The sequence below is a fragment of the Qipengyuania soli genome (assembly GCF_015529805.1).
Taxonomy (GTDB): domain Bacteria; phylum Pseudomonadota; class Alphaproteobacteria; order Sphingomonadales; family Sphingomonadaceae; genus Qipengyuania; species Qipengyuania soli.
In genome coordinates this window covers 1,058,646-1,075,375 of sequence record NZ_CP064654.1, presented here as the reverse complement: position 1 = coordinate 1,075,375, position 16,730 = coordinate 1,058,646, and the positions used below count along the sequence as shown (strand labels likewise).

The 16,730-nt window shown below is 63.5% G+C and carries 16 protein-coding genes; 8 read left to right on the top strand and 8 right to left on the bottom strand.

Annotated features, from left to right (window positions below; translation table 11 throughout):
• Positions 1-2 precede the first annotated feature (2 nt).
• On the bottom strand, positions 3-521 hold the full coding sequence (locus IRL76_RS05430) for a DOMON domain-containing protein (protein WP_200983771.1): 519 nt from the start codon (positions 519-521) through the stop codon (positions 3-5).
• A gap of 79 nt (positions 522-600) precedes the next feature.
• On the opposite strand from IRL76_RS05430, the gene tyrS reads away from it, so the two are divergent.
• The 5 genes from tyrS to IRL76_RS05405 all read left to right on the top strand — a co-directional run bounded on the left by tyrS (position 601) and on the right by IRL76_RS05405 (position 5,280).
• The gene (gene tyrS / locus IRL76_RS05425; protein ID WP_200983770.1) at positions 601-1,830 is read left to right on the top strand and encodes a tyrosine--tRNA ligase; all 1,230 of its coding nucleotides are present in this window, start codon (positions 601-603) and stop codon (positions 1,828-1,830) included.
• 110 nt (positions 1,831-1,940) lie between these two features.
• Positions 1,941-2,279 carry a PilZ domain-containing protein gene (locus tag IRL76_RS05420; protein WP_200983769.1) on the top strand — a complete coding sequence of 113 codons (339 nt, stop codon included), beginning with the start codon at positions 1,941-1,943 and terminating at the stop codon, positions 2,277-2,279.
• A gap of 63 nt (positions 2,280-2,342) precedes the next feature.
• Positions 2,343-3,671 (top strand): MFS transporter, encoded by a 1,329-nt coding sequence (locus IRL76_RS05415; RefSeq protein ID WP_200983768.1) that lies wholly within the window; start codon positions 2,343-2,345, stop codon positions 3,669-3,671.
• Positions 3,668-4,585 carry a cysteine synthase A gene (gene cysK / locus IRL76_RS05410; RefSeq protein WP_200983767.1) on the top strand — a complete coding sequence of 306 codons (918 nt, stop codon included), beginning with the start codon at positions 3,668-3,670 and terminating at the stop codon, positions 4,583-4,585. The genes IRL76_RS05415 and cysK overlap by 4 nt, the downstream gene beginning before the upstream one ends.
• Complete coding sequence (locus IRL76_RS05405) at positions 4,582-5,280, top strand: dienelactone hydrolase family protein (protein ID WP_200983766.1); 699 nt, start codon at positions 4,582-4,584, stop codon at positions 5,278-5,280. The genes cysK and IRL76_RS05405 overlap by 4 nt, the downstream gene beginning before the upstream one ends.
• A gap of 54 nt (positions 5,281-5,334) precedes the next feature.
• Here IRL76_RS05405 and IRL76_RS05400 read toward each other — a convergent pair whose 3' ends face one another.
• The 4 genes from IRL76_RS05400 to IRL76_RS05385 all read right to left on the bottom strand — a co-directional run bounded on the left by IRL76_RS05400 (position 5,335) and on the right by IRL76_RS05385 (position 9,169).
• The gene (locus IRL76_RS05400) at positions 5,335-7,140 is read right to left on the bottom strand and encodes an acyl-CoA dehydrogenase C-terminal domain-containing protein (protein ID WP_200983765.1); all 1,806 of its coding nucleotides are present in this window, start codon (positions 7,138-7,140) and stop codon (positions 5,335-5,337) included.
• A 51-nt stretch (positions 7,141-7,191) separates the two neighbouring features.
• Positions 7,192-7,647: a MerR family transcriptional regulator gene (locus IRL76_RS05395; RefSeq protein ID WP_200983764.1), complete on the bottom strand. Its 456-nt coding sequence runs from the start codon at positions 7,645-7,647 to the stop codon at positions 7,192-7,194.
• Positions 7,648-7,679: 32 nt separating this feature from the next.
• On the bottom strand, positions 7,680-8,012 hold the full coding sequence (hisI, locus tag IRL76_RS05390) for a phosphoribosyl-AMP cyclohydrolase (RefSeq protein WP_200984191.1): 333 nt from the start codon (positions 8,010-8,012) through the stop codon (positions 7,680-7,682).
• A 383-nt stretch (positions 8,013-8,395) separates the two neighbouring features.
• The gene (locus IRL76_RS05385) at positions 8,396-9,169 is read right to left on the bottom strand and encodes a ComF family protein (protein WP_200983763.1); all 774 of its coding nucleotides are present in this window, start codon (positions 9,167-9,169) and stop codon (positions 8,396-8,398) included.
• 108 nt (positions 9,170-9,277) lie between these two features.
• Here IRL76_RS05385 and IRL76_RS05380 point away from each other — a divergent pair, with 108 nt between their 5' ends.
• The gene (locus tag IRL76_RS05380; RefSeq protein ID WP_343072321.1) at positions 9,278-9,982 is read left to right on the top strand and encodes a methyltransferase domain-containing protein; all 705 of its coding nucleotides are present in this window, start codon (positions 9,278-9,280) and stop codon (positions 9,980-9,982) included.
• Here the strand turns inward: IRL76_RS05380 and ppdK are convergent.
• Genes ppdK through IRL76_RS05365 form a run of 3 tightly spaced genes read right to left on the bottom strand, consistent with a single transcriptional unit; the run spans position 9,979 to position 15,758 of the window.
• Positions 9,979-12,645 carry a pyruvate, phosphate dikinase gene (gene ppdK / locus IRL76_RS05375; protein ID WP_200983761.1) on the bottom strand — a complete coding sequence of 889 codons (2,667 nt, stop codon included), beginning with the start codon at positions 12,643-12,645 and terminating at the stop codon, positions 9,979-9,981. The two genes, IRL76_RS05380 and ppdK, sit on opposite strands and share 4 nt — an antisense overlap.
• 57 nt (positions 12,646-12,702) lie before the next feature.
• Positions 12,703-14,862: a glycine--tRNA ligase subunit beta gene (gene glyS, locus IRL76_RS05370; RefSeq protein WP_200983760.1), complete on the bottom strand. Its 2,160-nt coding sequence runs from the start codon at positions 14,860-14,862 to the stop codon at positions 12,703-12,705.
• The gene (locus IRL76_RS05365; RefSeq protein ID WP_200983759.1) at positions 14,859-15,758 is read right to left on the bottom strand and encodes a glycine--tRNA ligase subunit alpha; all 900 of its coding nucleotides are present in this window, start codon (positions 15,756-15,758) and stop codon (positions 14,859-14,861) included. The genes glyS and IRL76_RS05365 overlap by 4 nt, the downstream gene beginning before the upstream one ends.
• A 193-nt stretch (positions 15,759-15,951) precedes the next feature.
• Here IRL76_RS05365 and IRL76_RS05360 point away from each other — a divergent pair, with 193 nt between their 5' ends.
• Together IRL76_RS05360 and IRL76_RS05355 are read left to right on the top strand one after the other, a co-directional pair.
• Complete coding sequence (locus IRL76_RS05360; protein WP_200983758.1) at positions 15,952-16,272, top strand: UrcA family protein; 321 nt, start codon at positions 15,952-15,954, stop codon at positions 16,270-16,272.
• Positions 16,273-16,333: 61 nt separating this feature from the next.
• Positions 16,334-16,729, top strand: a complete 396-nt coding sequence (locus IRL76_RS05355) for a hypothetical protein (RefSeq protein WP_200983757.1) — start codon at positions 16,334-16,336, stop codon at positions 16,727-16,729.
• Position 16,730 lies beyond the last annotated feature (1 nt).

Here is a 16,730-nt window from a genome sequence, read left to right as displayed (position 1 = left end):
GCTCACAGGCGCCCCGCGAGATGCAGCTTGCGGCAGGTGGTCGAATGGAATTCCGGCTTCCCCTCCTGGAATGCGAGCGCCCAGAACTGGATGTTGCCGTCCTTGTCCTCGACGATCCCGTTCAGCGCGACCGCGGCAGGGGTCGGCAGTTCGGATTTGATTTCCGCCGACAGGATCAGCTCGTGCGCATCATGGGTGCAATCGATATCGACCAAGGCTGGAGCATCGCGGCTGTTGAGGCGGAAATCGTCGAAGTCGTAACAGGCCCAGCGGGTCGAGGGCGAGAGGTTGAATTCGCGGTAGTAAGTCCCGCTCTCCGGCTGCCAGAAGATCTCGAAGCAGGTCGTCTTCCAGAGATTGTCCATCCGCTCCGGCGCAGCAGCTTCGGGCACCTTGATCGACGCAATGTCGCCGACGAAGCGAAACCGGGCGCGGCACCCTTCGTTCGTGGGTTCGATTTCGGCCTCTACCTTGGTGATGGGGCCGGGGGCGCAGTGGGGGTGCAGGACAAGCGAGTGCATGGCGCCGCTATTGCGCAGCAGAAAAGCCTCCGCAAGCCACTTGGGAGAACGGTTCACCGCTGCTAGAGGCCCTGCCACCATGAGCACCTACACCTCCGATCTCCTGCGCCTGCTCGAAGAGCGTGGCTACATCCACCAGATCACCGATCCGGCGGGCCTCGATGCCCTTGCCGCCAAGCAGGTCATCCCGGGGTATATCGGCTTTGATGCCACTGCGCCTTCGCTGCACATCGGCAGCCTCGTACAGATCATGATGCTGCGTCGCCTGCAACAGGCCGGGCACAAGCCCATCGTGGTCATGGGCGGCGGCACCACCAAGGTCGGCGATCCCAGCGGCAAGGACGAAAGCCGCAAGATGCTCACGAATGAGGATATCGACGCCAACATCGCCGGTATTCGCAAGGTGTTCGAGCGCTTGCTCGCCTTCGGTGACGGACCGACCGATGCTGTGATGGTCAATAATGACGAGTGGCTGAGCAAGCTCGGCTATATCGAGCTGCTGCGTGACGTCGGCCCGCATTTCACGATCAATCGCATGTTGACCTTCGATTCGGTCAAACTGCGGCTCGAGCGCGAGCAGCCGCTGACCTTCCTCGAATTCAACTACATGATCCTTCAGGCCTACGACTTCCGCGAGCTGGCACAGCGCTACGCCTGCCGTCTGCAGATGGGTGGCAGCGACCAGTGGGGCAATATCGTCAATGGCATGGAACTGGGACGCCGGATGGACGGGACCGAATTGTTCGGCCTGACCACGCCGCTGCTCACGACTGCCGACGGGTCAAAGATGGGCAAGACCGCCGCGGGTGCCGTCTGGCTCAACGAGGAGCAGCTGCCGAGTTATGATTTCTGGCAGTACTGGCGCAACGTCGACGACCGCGACGTCGGTCGTTTCCTGCGCCTGTTCACCGACATCCCGCTGACCAAGATCGAACGCCTCGAATCGCTCGAGGGAGCCGAGATCAACTCGGCAAAGGCGATTCTTGCGAACGAGGTAACCAAGCTCGTTCGGGGTGAAGAGGCGGCGGCACTGGCGGAGCGTACCGCAGCGGAGACCTTCTCCGGTGGCGGTGCGGGCGAGGACCTCCCTTCCCTGTCGGTCGGCGCCGAAGGCATGCGTATCGGCGCAGCACTGACCGAACTCGGATTCACCGCCTCCAACGGAGAAGCAAAGCGCAAGCTGGCGGAGGGCGCGGTCAAGCTCGACGGCGAGACGATCAGCGATCCGGGCTATCTGGTTTCGCTGGCCGAGGGCACCGAGGCGAAGCTGAGCCTGGGCAAGAAAAAGCACGCAATCTTGCGCCCGTGAGCGGTGGCCCCTGCAGGCGCGGTTCATAATTCTTCAGCGCGGGTTTACCAATTTTCAGCCTTTTGCGGCGATACCACCATTCGAGTCATTCTAGTGGAAGGATCGCATCGATGGGTGCCGGAGCACAACTCAGCGTAACCGACCAGCGGCGCATGGCGCGCCACCCGGTCGATCACCCCGTGATTGCCGAACATTTCGGCAAGGGCGATCTGCGCCTGCATATCGCGAATATCTCGGCCAATGGTTTCATGGTCGACAATGCCGACGGCCTCGTCCGCGGCGACCGCGTGATTATTCGTCTTCCGGTGGTCGGACGCATCGAATCCTATGTCATCTGGTGCCGCGACAACCGCGCGGGCTTTCAGTTCGAGCGGATCATCCGCGTCGACGATTTCCTCGCGCTAATCGATACGCTTCAACCGAACCCGCGCCTGCGCAAGCTGCGCTGATAATAAACTTCTGATTCCAGAACGCGAAGCAGGCGCGTCTTCACAACCGAAGACGCGCCTGCCATGCGTTTGGGCGTGAGCGAAAAACAAGCGACATCGCCGGAGCCAACCTCGCCGCTCGCGATCGGCGACTTTCGGCGCTACTGGCTGGCCCGGTTCTTTGCAGTATTCGCGACCATGTCGATGGTCGTACTGATCGGCTACCAGGCCTACGACATTGCCCGCACCGATTACGGCTACACCCGCAGCGAGGGTGCGTTCCTGCTTGGCCTGCTGGGCCTGGCGCAGTTCATCCCGCTTCTCCTGCTTACACCGGTCGCGGGTTGGGCCGCCGATCGCTTTGACCGCCGGACCGTAGCCGCGCTGGCGAACCTCACCGACTGCACGGTCGCAGGATTGCTGGCTTTCATGACCTGGAGCGACACGCTTACCCTGCCCGGCGTGTTCACGCTGGCGGCGATGCACGGCGCAGCCCGCGTCTTCGTCGGTCCAGCAATGAGCGCGGTCGCCCCGAACATCGTCCCGCCTCGCCTGCTGCCGCGAGCGATCGCCATGTCCAGCATCGCATGGCAGGTGGCGAGCGTTATCGGACCCGCCGCGGGCGGGTTCGTATTTGCCGAGAGCAACTGGCTGCCACATGTCATTTCGGCCGGTCTGCTCATCTGTTCGGCCATCCTCATCCGTTCGATCCGGCCCATCCGTGCGGAACAGGACGCGACGCCGCTTCATCCGGTACGCCAGATGATCGAGGGCGCACAGTTTACCTGGCGCCAGAAGTTCCTTCTCGGCTGCATCACACTCGATTTGTTCGCAGTCCTGCTTGGCGGTGCGACTGCCATGCTCCCCGTGTTTGCGCGCGATATCCTGATGGTCGGCCCGGAAGGCCTCGGTATCATGCGCGGCGCGCCGGCAATCGGGGCCTCGGCGGTGGCGTTGTGGATGGCGTGGAAACCGCTGGAGCATAATGTCGGCCCCAAGATGTTGTGGGCTGTCGTTGTGTTTGGCGCGGCGACCATCGTTTTCGGCCTCAGCCGAAATTTCGCCCTGTCGCTGGCCATGCTCACCCTGCTTGGCGCGGCGGACATGATTTCGGTCTTTGTCCGTTCGAGCCTGGTCCAGCTGAACACACCCGACCGGATGCGCGGCCGCGTCTCGTCCATCTCCGGCCTCGCTATCTCCGCCTCCAATGAACTGGGCGAGATGCAATCGGGCTTGGCCGCCGCATTCTTCGGTGCTGCGGGCGCAGTTGTATTCGGCGGCGTGGGTGCCATAGTGGTGACCGCGATCTGGGCAGTAATCTTCCCCCAGCTGCGCCAGGCCAAGACCTTCGAACCAGAATTCCTGCCGGACACAACCGGCGCCAGTCCGACCCGCAAGGAGGCACTCACATGAAAGCCGATTCCGTCCTCGCCACCATCGGAGGCACACCGCACATCCGCCTTTCGCGCCTCTTCCCCGACCACGAGGTCTGGGTGAAGAACGAGCGCGCCAACCCTGGCGGGTCGATCAAGGACCGTATCGGTCTCGCCATGATCGAAGATGCGGAGAAGGACGGACGCCTCAAGCCTGGCGGCACTATCATCGAGCCGACGAGCGGCAATACCGGCATCGGCCTGGCTATGACTGCCGCGGTCAAGGGCTACAAGCTCATCCTCGTCATGCCCGAAAGCATGAGCATGGAACGCCGCCGCCTGATGCTCGCCTATGGTGCCAGCTTCGACCTGACACCCAAGGAAAAGGGCATGAAGGGCGCAATCGAGCGGGCGCAGGAACTGATTGCCTCCACGCCGAACTCGTGGATGCCGAGCCAGTTCGACAATGACAGCAACTGGAAGGTCCATGGCCGCACGACGGCGCTCGAAATCCTCAGCGATTTCACCGAGACCCCGGTCGATGTCCTGATCACCGGCGTCGGGACCGGCGGCCACCTCACGGGATGTGCGGAGGTACTGAAAGCCGCCTGGCCCGAGATGAAGGCCTTCGCGGTCGAGCCGACGCTCTCGCCCGTCATCAGCGGCGGTCAACCCGGACCGCACCCCATCCAGGGGATCGGCGCGGGCTTTATTCCGGCCAACCTGCACACCCAGACTATCGATGGCGCGATCCAGGTCGATCCCGAAGATGCCAAGGAAATGGCGCGGCAGTGCGCCGCCAGGGAGGGTATCCTCGTAGGCATTTCGAGTGGCGCGACGCTCGCGGCCATCAAGCAGAAGCTGGCCGACCTGCCGGAAGGCTCGCGCGTGCTCGGCTTCAACTACGACACCGGCGAGCGCTACCTCTCGGTGCCGGACTTCCTGCCCGAATGAGCGCGTTCCAGCGCGTCGACTATGTCGACGGTGACAAGCCACTCGTAGGCTTGCACATGCGCCCCGAAGGACCGGCGCGTGCGGCAGTCGCGGTGTTCCCGACCTTCATGAACTCCACCCCCGGCGTGGAGGCGAAGGCCCGAGCGCTCGTCGAAGCCGGGTATGCAGTGCTGATCGGGGATTTCTATGGTCCGGAAACCCCGTCGGACTTCCAGCAGGCGTTCGCGGTCATGACCAAGTTGAGGTCGGACCCGGACGCCATGCGCACGCGCTTGCGGGCGACGATTGCAAAGCTTCGCGACCTCGAACCCGACCTGCCGCAGCTGGCCATCGGCTTCTGCCTTGGCGGTTTCGCCGTGCTGGAAATGGCGCGTGACGGACAGGACCTTGCTGCCGTGGTCAGCTTCCACGGAATTCTCGAAACACCGCTCAAGGCGAAGGATGAGTTCACGACGCGCATCCTTGTCTGCCACGGCGATGCCGACGCACTCGTGCCGCGCAGCCAGGTGATGGCGTTCTGGGAAGAAATGGACGCCGTGAAGGCAAACTGGCACTTTCACAGCTACTCCGGCACCGAACACGGCTTCACCAACCGGGCCATGCTCGATGGCTCGCCCAATCCGGCCTATGACGCCAGCGCGGACAGGCAGAGCTGGGCAGCGATGCATTCGTTCTTCGACGAAGTCCTGGGCTGAACGAAAAAGGCCCGGGTTCTACGCCCGGGCCCTTCCGTCACTTTCGTGCCGACTTCATGCAGCCGTGGCGAACGCCTCGGCTCCCAGTGCCATCATGCTGTCGGCGCCGCTTTCGAGCTTGCGGCGCAGCGCGCCGGCGTCGGGCAGGAAGCGGTCCATGTAATAGCGCGCGGTGGCGAGCTTGGCTTCGTAGAAGGCCTTGTCGTCGGTGCCATTGGCCAGCGCTGCCTGCGCGACCTTGGCCATGCGCAGCCACATCCAGCCCAGCGTCACGATGCCCATGATGTGCATGTAGTGATGCGCGCCGGCCCCGAGGTGGTTGGGGTTCTGCATCGCGTTCTGCATGAACCACATGGTCGATGCCTGGTGCTGGCCAAGCGCCTTTTCGAGCGCTTCGGCAAGCGGGCCAAGGGTCTCGTCACCCTTAGCAGCTGCAATGTCGTCACCCACAGCCTTGAAGAACGCCTGGATCGCCGCGCCGCCGCCCTGGGCGAGCTTGCGGCCGCACAGGTCCATTGCCTGCACGCCATTGGTGCCTTCGTAGATCATGGCGATACGGGCATCGCGCACGAACTGGCTCATGCCCCATTCCTCAATGTAGCCGTGGCCACCGAAGACCTGCTGCATGTTGGTTGCAACGTCATAGCCCTTGTCGGTGCCGTAGCCCTTGATGACCGGCGTCAGCAGGCCGATCATCGCATCTGCCTCGGCGCGTTCCTCTTCGGTCGGTGCCTTGTGGCTGAGGTCGACCAGCAGGGCACCCCACAGGCACAGCGCGCGCATGCCTTCGGTGAAGGCCTTGGCGTCCATCAGCATGCGGCGCACGTCCGGGTGGACGAAGATCGGGTCGGCCTGCGCGTTGGGATCGGCCGGACCGGTAAGCGCCCGTCCCTGGCGACGGTCGAGCGCATAGGCGACTGCGTTCTGGTAGGCGGCTTCGGCCTGCGACAGGCCTTGGATGCCGACGCCGAGGCGCGCAGCGTTCATCATGATGAACATGGCGGCGAGCCCCTTGTTCTCCTCGCCCACGAGCCAGCCCTTGGCGCCGTCGTAGTTCAGCACGCAGGTCGAGTTCGCGTGGATGCCCATCTTGTGTTCGATCGAGCCGCACATCACGCCGTTGCGCTCGCCCAGCGAGCCGTCGTCATTGACGAGGAACTTCGGCACCACGAACAGCGAAATGCCCTTGGTGCTGTCGGGCGCGCCGGGCGTCTTGGCCAGCACGAGGTGGATGATGTTCTCGGCCATGTCGTGTTCGCCGGCGGAGATGAAGATCTTGGTACCCGTGATGGCATAGCTGCCATCGCCCTGGGGCTCCGCCTTGGTACGGATCATGCCGAGGTCCGTGCCGCAGTGCGGCTCGGTCAGGTTCATGGTGCCGGTCCATTCGTTGGAGATCATCTTGTGGAGATACTTCTCCTTCTGCTCCTGCGAACCCTTGGCGATCAGCGCCGAGACCGCGCCATTGGTGAGGCCAGGGTACATGCCAAAGGCCTGGTTGGCGCTCGAGATGAACTCTTCCATGACCATGCCGAGGACGTGCGGCATGCCCTGCCCGCCAAATTCCTCCGGCGCCGATAGCGTGCCCCAGCCCGCTGCGCGGAACTGGTCGAAAGCTTCCTTGAAGCCCTTGGGCGTGGTTACAGAGCCGTCGGGGTGGCGCGTGCAACCCTCCTGATCGCCCGACTGGTTGATCGGCGCCAGTACCTCGGCACAGAAACGACCCCCTTCATTGATCACCGCGTCGGTAACATCGGGCGTCGCCATCTCGAAACCAGGCAGGTTGCCGTAGCTGGCGAGGTCGATCACCTCATTGACGATAAAACGCGTGTCGCGGGTCGGCGCGGTATAGGTGGGCATCTTGTGTGTCCTTGGTATTGGTTTCGGTCGGTTTCCCGCCGGGGAGGCAAATCAGTCGAGCTGCGTCTCAACAAGCGTCACGAACTCGGTCAGTTCCTTGATGGAGCTGTCGATGTCGGCGCGCTGGGCCTTGAGCTTGGCAATGTGCGTCCTGCACTTCTCGATCGTGACGCGGCGTTGTTCCTGGCGCCCGTCATCGAGATCGTAAAGGTCGATCATCTCGCGAATTTCGGTCAGCGAGAACCCGACATTCTTGGCGCGCATGATCCACGCCAGGCGCGCCCGGTCACGCTTCGAATAGATGCGGGTCAGGCCGATGCGCGACGGCGCAATCAGCCCCTCGTCTTCATAGAAGCGCAGCGCGCGCGCGGTACAGTCAAACTCGCTTGTCAGGTCCGAAATCGAGTACTGCTCCCGGTCGAGCTTGTCCGGACGATCGAGATGCGCGCCCGCGTGGCGACGGTCGGTGTCGGCGTGCGGGAGGTTGCTGGGCAGCGGCTGTGTCATGTTGACCCAATAGCCGAACGTTTACGTAAGCGTCAAGACTTGACGCGGTGGAGAGTGTCACCGTCAAGGACGCGGTAGAAGCAACTTGTGGCCCCGGTATGACAGGTCGGACCTGCGGGCGAACAGCGCAACACAATCGCGTCCTGGTCGCAGTCGACAAGCATCTCGACCACCTTGAGCACGTTCCCCGAACTCTCACCCTTTTTCCACAGGCGCCCGCGCGATCGCGAATGGAAGTGAGCCTTCCCCGAGGCGCGAGTCGCCTCGAGCGCCTCGGCGTCCATGAAAGCCACCATGAGAACCGATCCGTCGTTCGCATCGGTAACGACTGCGGTCAGCAAACCCTTGTCGTCGAACTTCGGCATGAAGTCGGTGCCGACCTCTCGGGCCAGTTTTTCGTCCACGGGGCTTCCTTTTTGTGCGTTGCAGAAGTGCTTGGTGCTTGTTGCACGATAACCACAAATGCCAGTCAAAATCGACGCCGGATCGGAATCAATATTCCAACAACAGTAAGTTTGTTGAACATTGGCCTTCGCAGGCAAGTGAGGCCTGCCCACCGGAGCAGCGGTGCCATCAGAGCGCCAGGTTCATGGGGGTCCCGGATACGCTGCCGTGTTGAGGGTTTGCACGGCGCATCCGGAAACGATGAGGGATGGACTAGGTGCTGCTGGGGGGCCGCACCGTCATCGAAAGATGGGTCCGGTAATATTCGTCACGTGGCGCCCGGGTCCGAAAGGACCCGGGCGTTTCACTTGGCAGGGCTGGAGCGCGACAGGTCGATCGCTTCATCGAGGACGCGCGAGAAGCACGCGATTCGCACGCTCGCGGCACCGGCCTTCCTCAATTCCCTTACGCAGGCAGCGCTCGTCGCCCCGCTGGTCAGCACATCGTCGACCAGCAGGACATCGCGTCCGCCAATCTTGCGCCTCCCAGTGCCGGTCACCGAAATTGCGCCTGCCAACGCCTTGTTGCGCGCCTTGGCACCCAGACTACCCAGACTCGGCGTTGGCCTGCTGCGCTGTAGCGCATCGACAAGCAGGCGACCGTGACCGAGCTTTTCCAGTTCCTTTCCCAGCAAGGCTGCCTGATTGAATCCGCGGCTCCACAACCGGCGCCGATGCAGCGGCACGGGCACTATCACTGTTTCGGGATCGGGATCCGGAAGGCGCGCAGCAATCAATCGGGCAAGCATGGGGGCAAGGGCAATTCGCCCTCCGTGCTTGAACGCCAGGATGAGCTTTCGCGAGGTCTGCGTGTAGAGCGTCCCGGCATGGATGCCGTCGTGCTTTGGCGGATTGGCCAGGCATGGAGCGCAGACGGCTCCCTCTGTCGGTCCGGTATCACCGAAGGGCCTCTGGCAACTTGCGCAGGAAGGGCCCGACGGGATGACCAGGTCGCCCCAGCAATCGGTGCACAGTCCGCCATGCGCTCCGATCGCCTCGCCACATGCGGCGCAACGGGGCGGATAAACGAAATCGAGAAGCGGCGCGAGACTCTCGGAAATCATGCGACTTTTCGACATTGGTGCTTGCTGCCGCGCTTGCGTGCGAAGAGCAAGAGCGGCAGGGCGGACGATATGGCGAATTCGGCCCCTCCCCGCATATTCTCTCGCAGTCGTCGGATCGCAGCCTTGAGGCGCGCACGGGTCAGGCAGTCGCAGCGCGACGCTGCGCGCTACGTCTTCGACGACATGGTCGAGGATGTGCTCGAGCGGCTGGAATTCATGCGTTTCGAACCGAAGCGCGCACTTGTCGTGGGCGACATCACCTCGACCCTGGCATTGTCGCTGCGAGGACGAGGCGCCCATGTCGATGAGCGCGACGTCGCCAGTCTCGATGAGGAATTGCCGATAGGCGGCTCGCCTTACGACCTCATCGTCAGCCTCGCCTCGCTCGACCGGGTCAACGACCTTCCCGGCGCCCTCCTCCACATTCGCACCGCGCTTGCCCCTGACGGTCTCTTCATTGCGAGCCTGATCGGGGCAGGCAGCCTAGCCCATCTGCGTGCGGCCATGATCGCGGCCCAGCCAGAGCGGCCCGAACCGCGGATGCACCCTCTGGTCGACAATGCCGCGGCATCGGCGCTTCTCCAGCGCGCCCTATTCAAGCGCCAAGTGGTGGACAGCCGGAGCCTCACCGTCGCCTTTCCATCGATGGACAAGCTCGTTTCGGACCTGCGCGACCAGGGTCTGGGCAATGTTCTCGCCCAGCCTGCCTCGGCTCTCGGGAAAGACGAATTACAGCGTGCCCGCGAGGCCTTCCGCAAGGGAGCCAACAAGCACGGCAGAGTCCTCGAAGCACTCGAGGTTCTGACCCTAACCGGCTGGAAAGACTAGCGCAGGCTGGCTTGTGCTGCCGCCAGCCTGGCAATCGGCACGCGATAGGGCGAGGCGCTGACGTAATCGAGACCGGTCTTCTCGCAGAAAGCGATGCTAGCCGGATCGCCACCGTGCTCGCCGCAGATACCGAGCTTGATACCCTGGCGGGTTGCTCGCCCGCGCTCTGCAGCAATCTCCACCAGCTGGCCAACGCCATCCACGTCGAGGCTGACGAAGGGGTCGCGCGCGAAGATGCCTTTCTCGACATAGGCCGTGAGGAAGCGCCCTGCATCGTCACGACTGACGCCGAGCGTGGTCTGCGTAAGGTCGTTCGTCCCGAAGCTGAAGAACTCGCCCACTTCGGCGATTTCGCCCGCCATCAGTGCCGCACGCGGAAGTTCGATCATGGTACCAACGAGGTATTCGATGGTCGTCCCGGATGCCGCGAACACTTCCTGCGCGGCCTTGTCGACGACACCCTTGAGTATTTCGAGCTCGCGCCTCGTCGCCACAAGCGGGATCATGATCTCCGGCACCGGAGCCTCGCCCGACGCCTTGGCCACTTCACACGCCGCTTCGAAGATGGCGCGGGCCTGCATTTCGTAGATCTCGGGATAGGTGATGCCGAGGCGGCAACCACGATGACCGAGCATCGGGTTGAACTCGTGCAACTCCCCTGCCCTGCGCTTTAGCTGGTCGACATCGCGGCCCGTTGCATTGGCCAGTTCGACGAAGTCCGCATCCTCGTGCGGCAGGAATTCGTGGAGCGGCGGATCGAGCAGTCGGATCGTGCACGGCAGGCCGACCATGACTTCGAATATTTTCACGAAGTCGCCGCGCTGTTCGGGGAGCAGCCTGTCGAGTGCCGCACGTCGCCCGGCTTCGTTCTCGGCGAGGATCATCTGGCGCACGAGGCTGATGCGGTCGGCATCGAAGAACATGTGCTCGGTGCGGCAGAGGCCGATACCCTCGGCCCCGAACTGACGCGCCATGCGGCAGTCCGCTTCGGTCTCCGCATTGGTGCGAACCCGCATCCGGCGATACTTGTCGGCCCATTCCATCAGAACGCCGAAATCGCCGGCAAGCTCTGGTTCGATGGTCGCCACTTCGCCCGCCATGACCTGCCCGTTCGAACCGTCGATGGTGATCGTGTCGCCTTCTTTCAGCTCGCGATTGCCGATAGTTAGCACACGGCCTTCGCGGGCGATCGAAACCTGCGAGGCACCCGAAACACAAGGGCGGCCCATGCCGCGTGCGACCACGGCGGCGTGGCTGGTCATGCCACCGCGCGCGGTCAGGATGCCGACGGCGGCATGCATACCGTGGATGTCCTCGGGAGAAGTCTCGACCCGGACAAGGATAACCTTCTCGCCGCGATTGGCCCAGACTTCGGCAGTATCGGCGTCGAGCACGATCTTGCCGCTCGCCGCACCGGGAGACGCGGGCAAGCCGCTGGTCAGGACATCGCGCGGAGCATCGGGATCCAGCGTCGGGTGGAGCAGCTGGTCGAGCGCCATGGGATCGACACGCAGGATCGCGGTCTTTTCGTCGATCAGCCCCTCGCCGACCATTTCGACCGCCATCTTGAGCGCGGCCTTGGCCGTGCGCTTGCCGCTGCGCGTCTGGAGCATCCACAGCTTGCCCTGCTGCACGGTAAACTCGATGTCCTGCATGTCGCGGTAGTGCCGCTCGAGCAAGTCGAAGACGCGCGCCAGTTCGCCATAGGCCTCGGGCATGGCCTCCTCCATGCTCAGCGGCTTGGCGTTGGCAGCCTCCCGCGCAGCCTTGGTGAGGTACTGCGGGGTGCGGATACCGGCGACGACATCCTCGCCCTGCGCATTTACCAGCCACTCGCCGTAGTAGGCGCGCTCGCCGGTCGAGGGATCGCGGGTGAAGGCGACGCCGGTGGCGCTGGTTTCTCCCATGTTGCCGAACACCATTGCCTGTACGTTCACCGCCGTACCCATGTCGTGCGGGATGTCGTTGAGGCGGCGGTAGATCTTGGCGCGCTCGCTGTCCCAGCTGTCGAAGACTGCGCGGATGGCACCCCACAACTGTTCGTTCGGGTCCTGCGGGAACGGCGCGTCGTGCTCTTCGGTGACAATGCGCTTGTACTCGGCGACCAGCGACTTCCAGTCATCCGCTGACATTTCGGTGTCGGCGTAATAGTCGTTGTCTTCCTTGGCGATTTCGAGCGCTTCCTCGAACAGGCCATGGTCGACGCCGAGCACCACGTCGGAATACATTTGGATGAAGCGGCGATAGCTGTCCCAAGCGAAGCGTTCGTCGCCCGAGGTCGCAGCGAGACCTTCCACTGTCTCGTCATTCAGGCCAAGATTGAGGACGGTGTCCATCATTCCGGGCATCGAGACGGCCGCGCCCGAACGGACCGAGACGAGAAGCGGATCGGCCGCATCACCGAAGCCCTTGCCGACCGTGCGCTCGACGTGGGCCAGTGCCTCGGCAACATCGGCGCGCAGCTTGTCGGAGAAATCCGCGCCCTGATCGAGGTACTTGAGGCACTCCTCGGTCGCGATGGTGAAACCCGGAGGAACCGGCAAGCCGATGCTGGCCATTTCCGCCAGATTGGCGCCCTTGCCGCCGACGACGGTCTTGTCCTTCTGCCGTGCATTCGAATGCGGAGCATTCCCGCCGAAGGTGAAGACCGTGTCGTTACTCATCAGGGCAGTCCCTACAGGATGGAACACATGGAACAGGGTCCATGCGAATGAAACGGATCAGCCTTCGATCCGACTGAAGTCCGCAACTTTGTGCACTGCAGCACGGAAGGCCGCAAGCAGGTCGAGCCGGTTTGCCCGCTTGTTTTCTTCATCCGCATTTACCGTCACTTCATCGAAGAAGCGGTCGATCGGCGCGCGCAGCGAGGCAAGCGCAGCCATGGCGGCGGCGAAATCCTCGGCGGCGATGGCCTTGGCGGCCTGCGGCTGAGCGGTGGCGAGAGCGTCCATCAGCGCCTTTTCGGCAGGTTCCGGCGTGTAGGAAAGGTCGCGCGCATGGCGCTCGGCCATCTTGGCGTCGATCACTGCCTTCATGTCTGGATCGTCGACCAGCGCCAGCGGATCTTCCTCGCCCGTGCGGCTGATCTCGCCCTCGATCCCGTGCCAGTCTTCCTTCTTGAGGATATTGGCCGCGCGCTTGTAGCCGGCGAGGAGGTTCGCGCCGTCGTCGGTGTCCATGAACGAAGTTAGCGCGCGCGCGCGGGCCTCGACCCGGTCCACGCGCATGTCCGTCCGCCCTTGCCAGGCACGCGATGCCTGGATGTAATCGTGGCGCACGCCCTCATCGCGCAGCTGGACCGCCAGGCGGTCGAGCAGGAAGTCGGCCAGCTTTTCCGCCAGCGCAGGAAGCGGCTTGCTCGCCCATGCGTGCACCACTTGGTCGAGTTCGAGTTTCAAATTGTTCGCCTGGACCAGGCGAAGGTAACCGAGCGCGGCGCGACGAAGGGCAAAAGGATCCTTCGAGCCGGTCGGCAGGATGTCGATCTTGAAGAAGCTCAAGAGATTGTCGAGCTTGTCGGCAAGGCTGACTGCGACGGTGGTCGGCGCTGTCGGCACCTCGTCTCTCGCCCCGACCGGCTTGTAGTGATCGCGGATCGCATCGGCGACTTCTTCCGGCAGACCCTCGGCCCGAGCGTAGTATCCCCCCATCAGCCCCTGAAGTTCGGGAAACTCGCCAACCATTTCAGTGACGAGATCTGCTTTCGACAGCTCCGCCGCCATGCGGGCCAGCTTGTGGTCGCCATTGGGTGCCTTGGCGTCGAAGACGAGCCAGTCGGCGAGCTTGGCGACGCGGTCGACCTTGTCGTCCAGGGTGCCGAGCTTTTCGTGGAAGGTGATGCGCGACAGCTTTCGCGCCTGCTGGGCGAGCAGCGTCTTGCGATCCTGCTCCCAGAAGAACCGCGCATCGGAGAGACGCGCCGCGAGGACCTTGCGGTTGCCGTCGACGATCGCCGCGCCGCCATCCGCGGCCTCGATGTTGGCGGTGCAGACGAAGGCGTTGGCGAGTTTGCCTGCACTATCCTCACAAACGAAGTATTTCTGGTTCACGCGCGCGGTGAGCTGGATGACCTCCGGCGGCACATCGAGGAAAGCCTCGTCGAAACGGCCGAGCAGCGGCACCGGCCATTCAGTGAGGCCCGCGTTCTCGATCACCAACCCCTCGTCCTCAACCAGCTTGAGGCCGGCGTCCGCGGCGACCTTGGCCGCGCCTGAGCGGATCATGTCCTGCCGTTCGGCATGGTCGACGATCACATGACCGGCGCGCAGCTTGACCGCATAGTCGTCGGCATTGCCGATGGTGATGTCGCCCGAGTGATGGAAGCGGTGGCCGAGCGTGACCGCGCCCGAAGTGACACCATGCACCTCGCACTCGACGACGTCGTCGCCCAGCAGGGCAACGATGCCCGACAGCGGGCGCACCCAGCGCAGGCTCTCGGTCGAGAGCGAGGCTGCTCCCCAGCGCATCGACTTGGGCCAGGCGAAATCGCGGATGATCGCCGGAATGGCTTCGGCGAGCACGTCCTTGGTCGCCCGGCCGGGCTTTTCGATCACTGCGAACCAGGTGTTGCGGCCCTTCACGTCGCGCAATTCGAGGCTCTCGCGGACAACGCCGTTCTTGCGGCAGAAGCCGTCGATCGCGGCATCGGGAGCGCCCTCGGGCGGGCCCTTGGCTTCTTCGCTCACGGCCTCGGTCGCTACGGGAAGGCCGCGCGTGATCAGGGCGAGGCGGCGCGGGGTCGACCAGACGGTAATTTCACCGACCGAAACGCCCGCAGCCTCCATCTCGCGCCGGAACAGGCGTTCGAGTTCGTCGCGTGCGCCAGCCTGCATCCGAGCGGGAATTTCTTCGCTGCGCAGTTCGAGGAGCAAGTCGCTCATGCCGACCACTCCGGAAACTTCTGCGCCCAGCCTGCGGCTTCCTTGGCCATGTGTGCCTCGCAGCTTCCGCGCGCCAGATCGCGGACGCGGCCCATATAGCTCGCACGCTCCTGCACGCTGATCACGCCGCGGGCCTGCAGCAGGTTGAAGATGTGGCTCGCCTCGACCGCCTGTTCGTAGGCAGCGATGGGGACCTCGTTGGCAAGCGCGTTCTTGCACTCGGCCTCGGCCTTGTTGAACAGGTCAAACAGAGCGTCGGTCTCGGCGACCTCGAAGTTCCACTTCGACATCTGCTTCTCATTCTCGAGGAAGACGTCGCCATAGGTCACGCCGTGCCCGTTGAAATCGAGGTCGTACACGTTGTCGACGCCCTGGATGTACATCGCGAGGCGTTCGAGCCCGTAGGTCAGCTCGCCCGCGACCGGCTTGCAGTCGAAGCCGCCCATCTGCTGGAAATAGGTGAACTGGGTCACTTCCATCCCGTCGCACCAGACTTCCCAGCCCAGGCCCCAGGCGCCCAGCGTGGGGCTTTCCCAGTCGTCCTCGACGAAGCGGATGTCGTGCTTGAGCGGATCGATCCCGATGACGCGCAAGCTCTCGAGATACCAGTCCTGGATGTCGGGCGGGCTCGGCTTCAGGATCACCTGGTACTGGTAATAGTGCTGCAACCGGTTCGGGTTCTCGCCGTAACGGCCGTCGGTCGGGCGGCGGCACGGCTGGACGAAGGCCGCGTTCCAGGGCTCGGGCCCGAGTGCGCGCAGGGTGGTCGCGGTGTGAAAGGTCCCTGCCCCCATGCGCATGTCATAGGGCTGGAGGATAAGGCAGCCCTTCGCGCTCCAGAAATCGTGGAGTGCGAGGATCATGTCCTGGAATGAATTTTGCGGATTGCGGTCCATGGCGCGGGGCTTTGGCGGATGCGCGAAAATGCGTCAATGCCGCTATGCAGCAAGGCAGAAAATGACAGGTTATCCGGACATCGTGTCAGGTATTGTTGACATAGTCAGCGAATCGCGACATATAGTCAGGACAACCTGACACACCGGAAGGTTGACCTCACCACTGGACCCTACATCCAACTGGAGGATTGTCATGAAGAAGATCGCTTTCCTGTTCGCCACTCTCGCACTCGTCCCCGCTCCTGCTCTTGCCGAGGATACGGTCTCGGTTACGATCGAAACCCGCGACCTTAATCTCGCCGATCCCGTCGACCAGCTGCGTCTAGACAATCGGGTCGAGCGGTCGATCCGCGAGGCGTGCGACAATGATGCCCGCGACGGCGCGTCGCTCTCCGACCAGCGCCAGTGCCGCACCGAATTGCGCAAGGCCGCCCGCGCCGGTGTGGCCGTTGCCATCGCGAAAACTCCGAACTTCCGCCTCTCGAACGCGGTCAGCGAAGACGCTGGCGCCTGAAAACAACTTCCGCCCGGACCGGGACCCAACATCCCGGTCGGGCGGCAACGTGAGTAGAGACATGCCGACTGCCCCGAAAATCTCCCGCTCATCGCTCCACCTCGCCGCAGGCTGGGTCGGGGTGGTCGCCATAGTTTTCATGTGGGCCCGCAAGGCCGACGCTCTGTCGGGCACGGTCGGCACGATCTGGGGCATCCTGTTCGTCCTCACCGTGCTCGTGCTGTTCGTGACCCGCAATGCCGACGAATACGTCGCCGCACTCTGGCGCGCGGGGGCCGGTGCGGCCTTCATCGCGCTGATTGCCTGGGAATTGTTCGGCCCCGCCATGGAAGGGTTCATCGATGGCCTAGCCGGGGTCGAAGACAAGATGGACTTTCCTGCGAGCGCAAGTCCTGCGGTTGCCTACACCGCATTCTTCGCCGCCCACACCTGGGCTCGAATCCGCGGAACGTATTGAT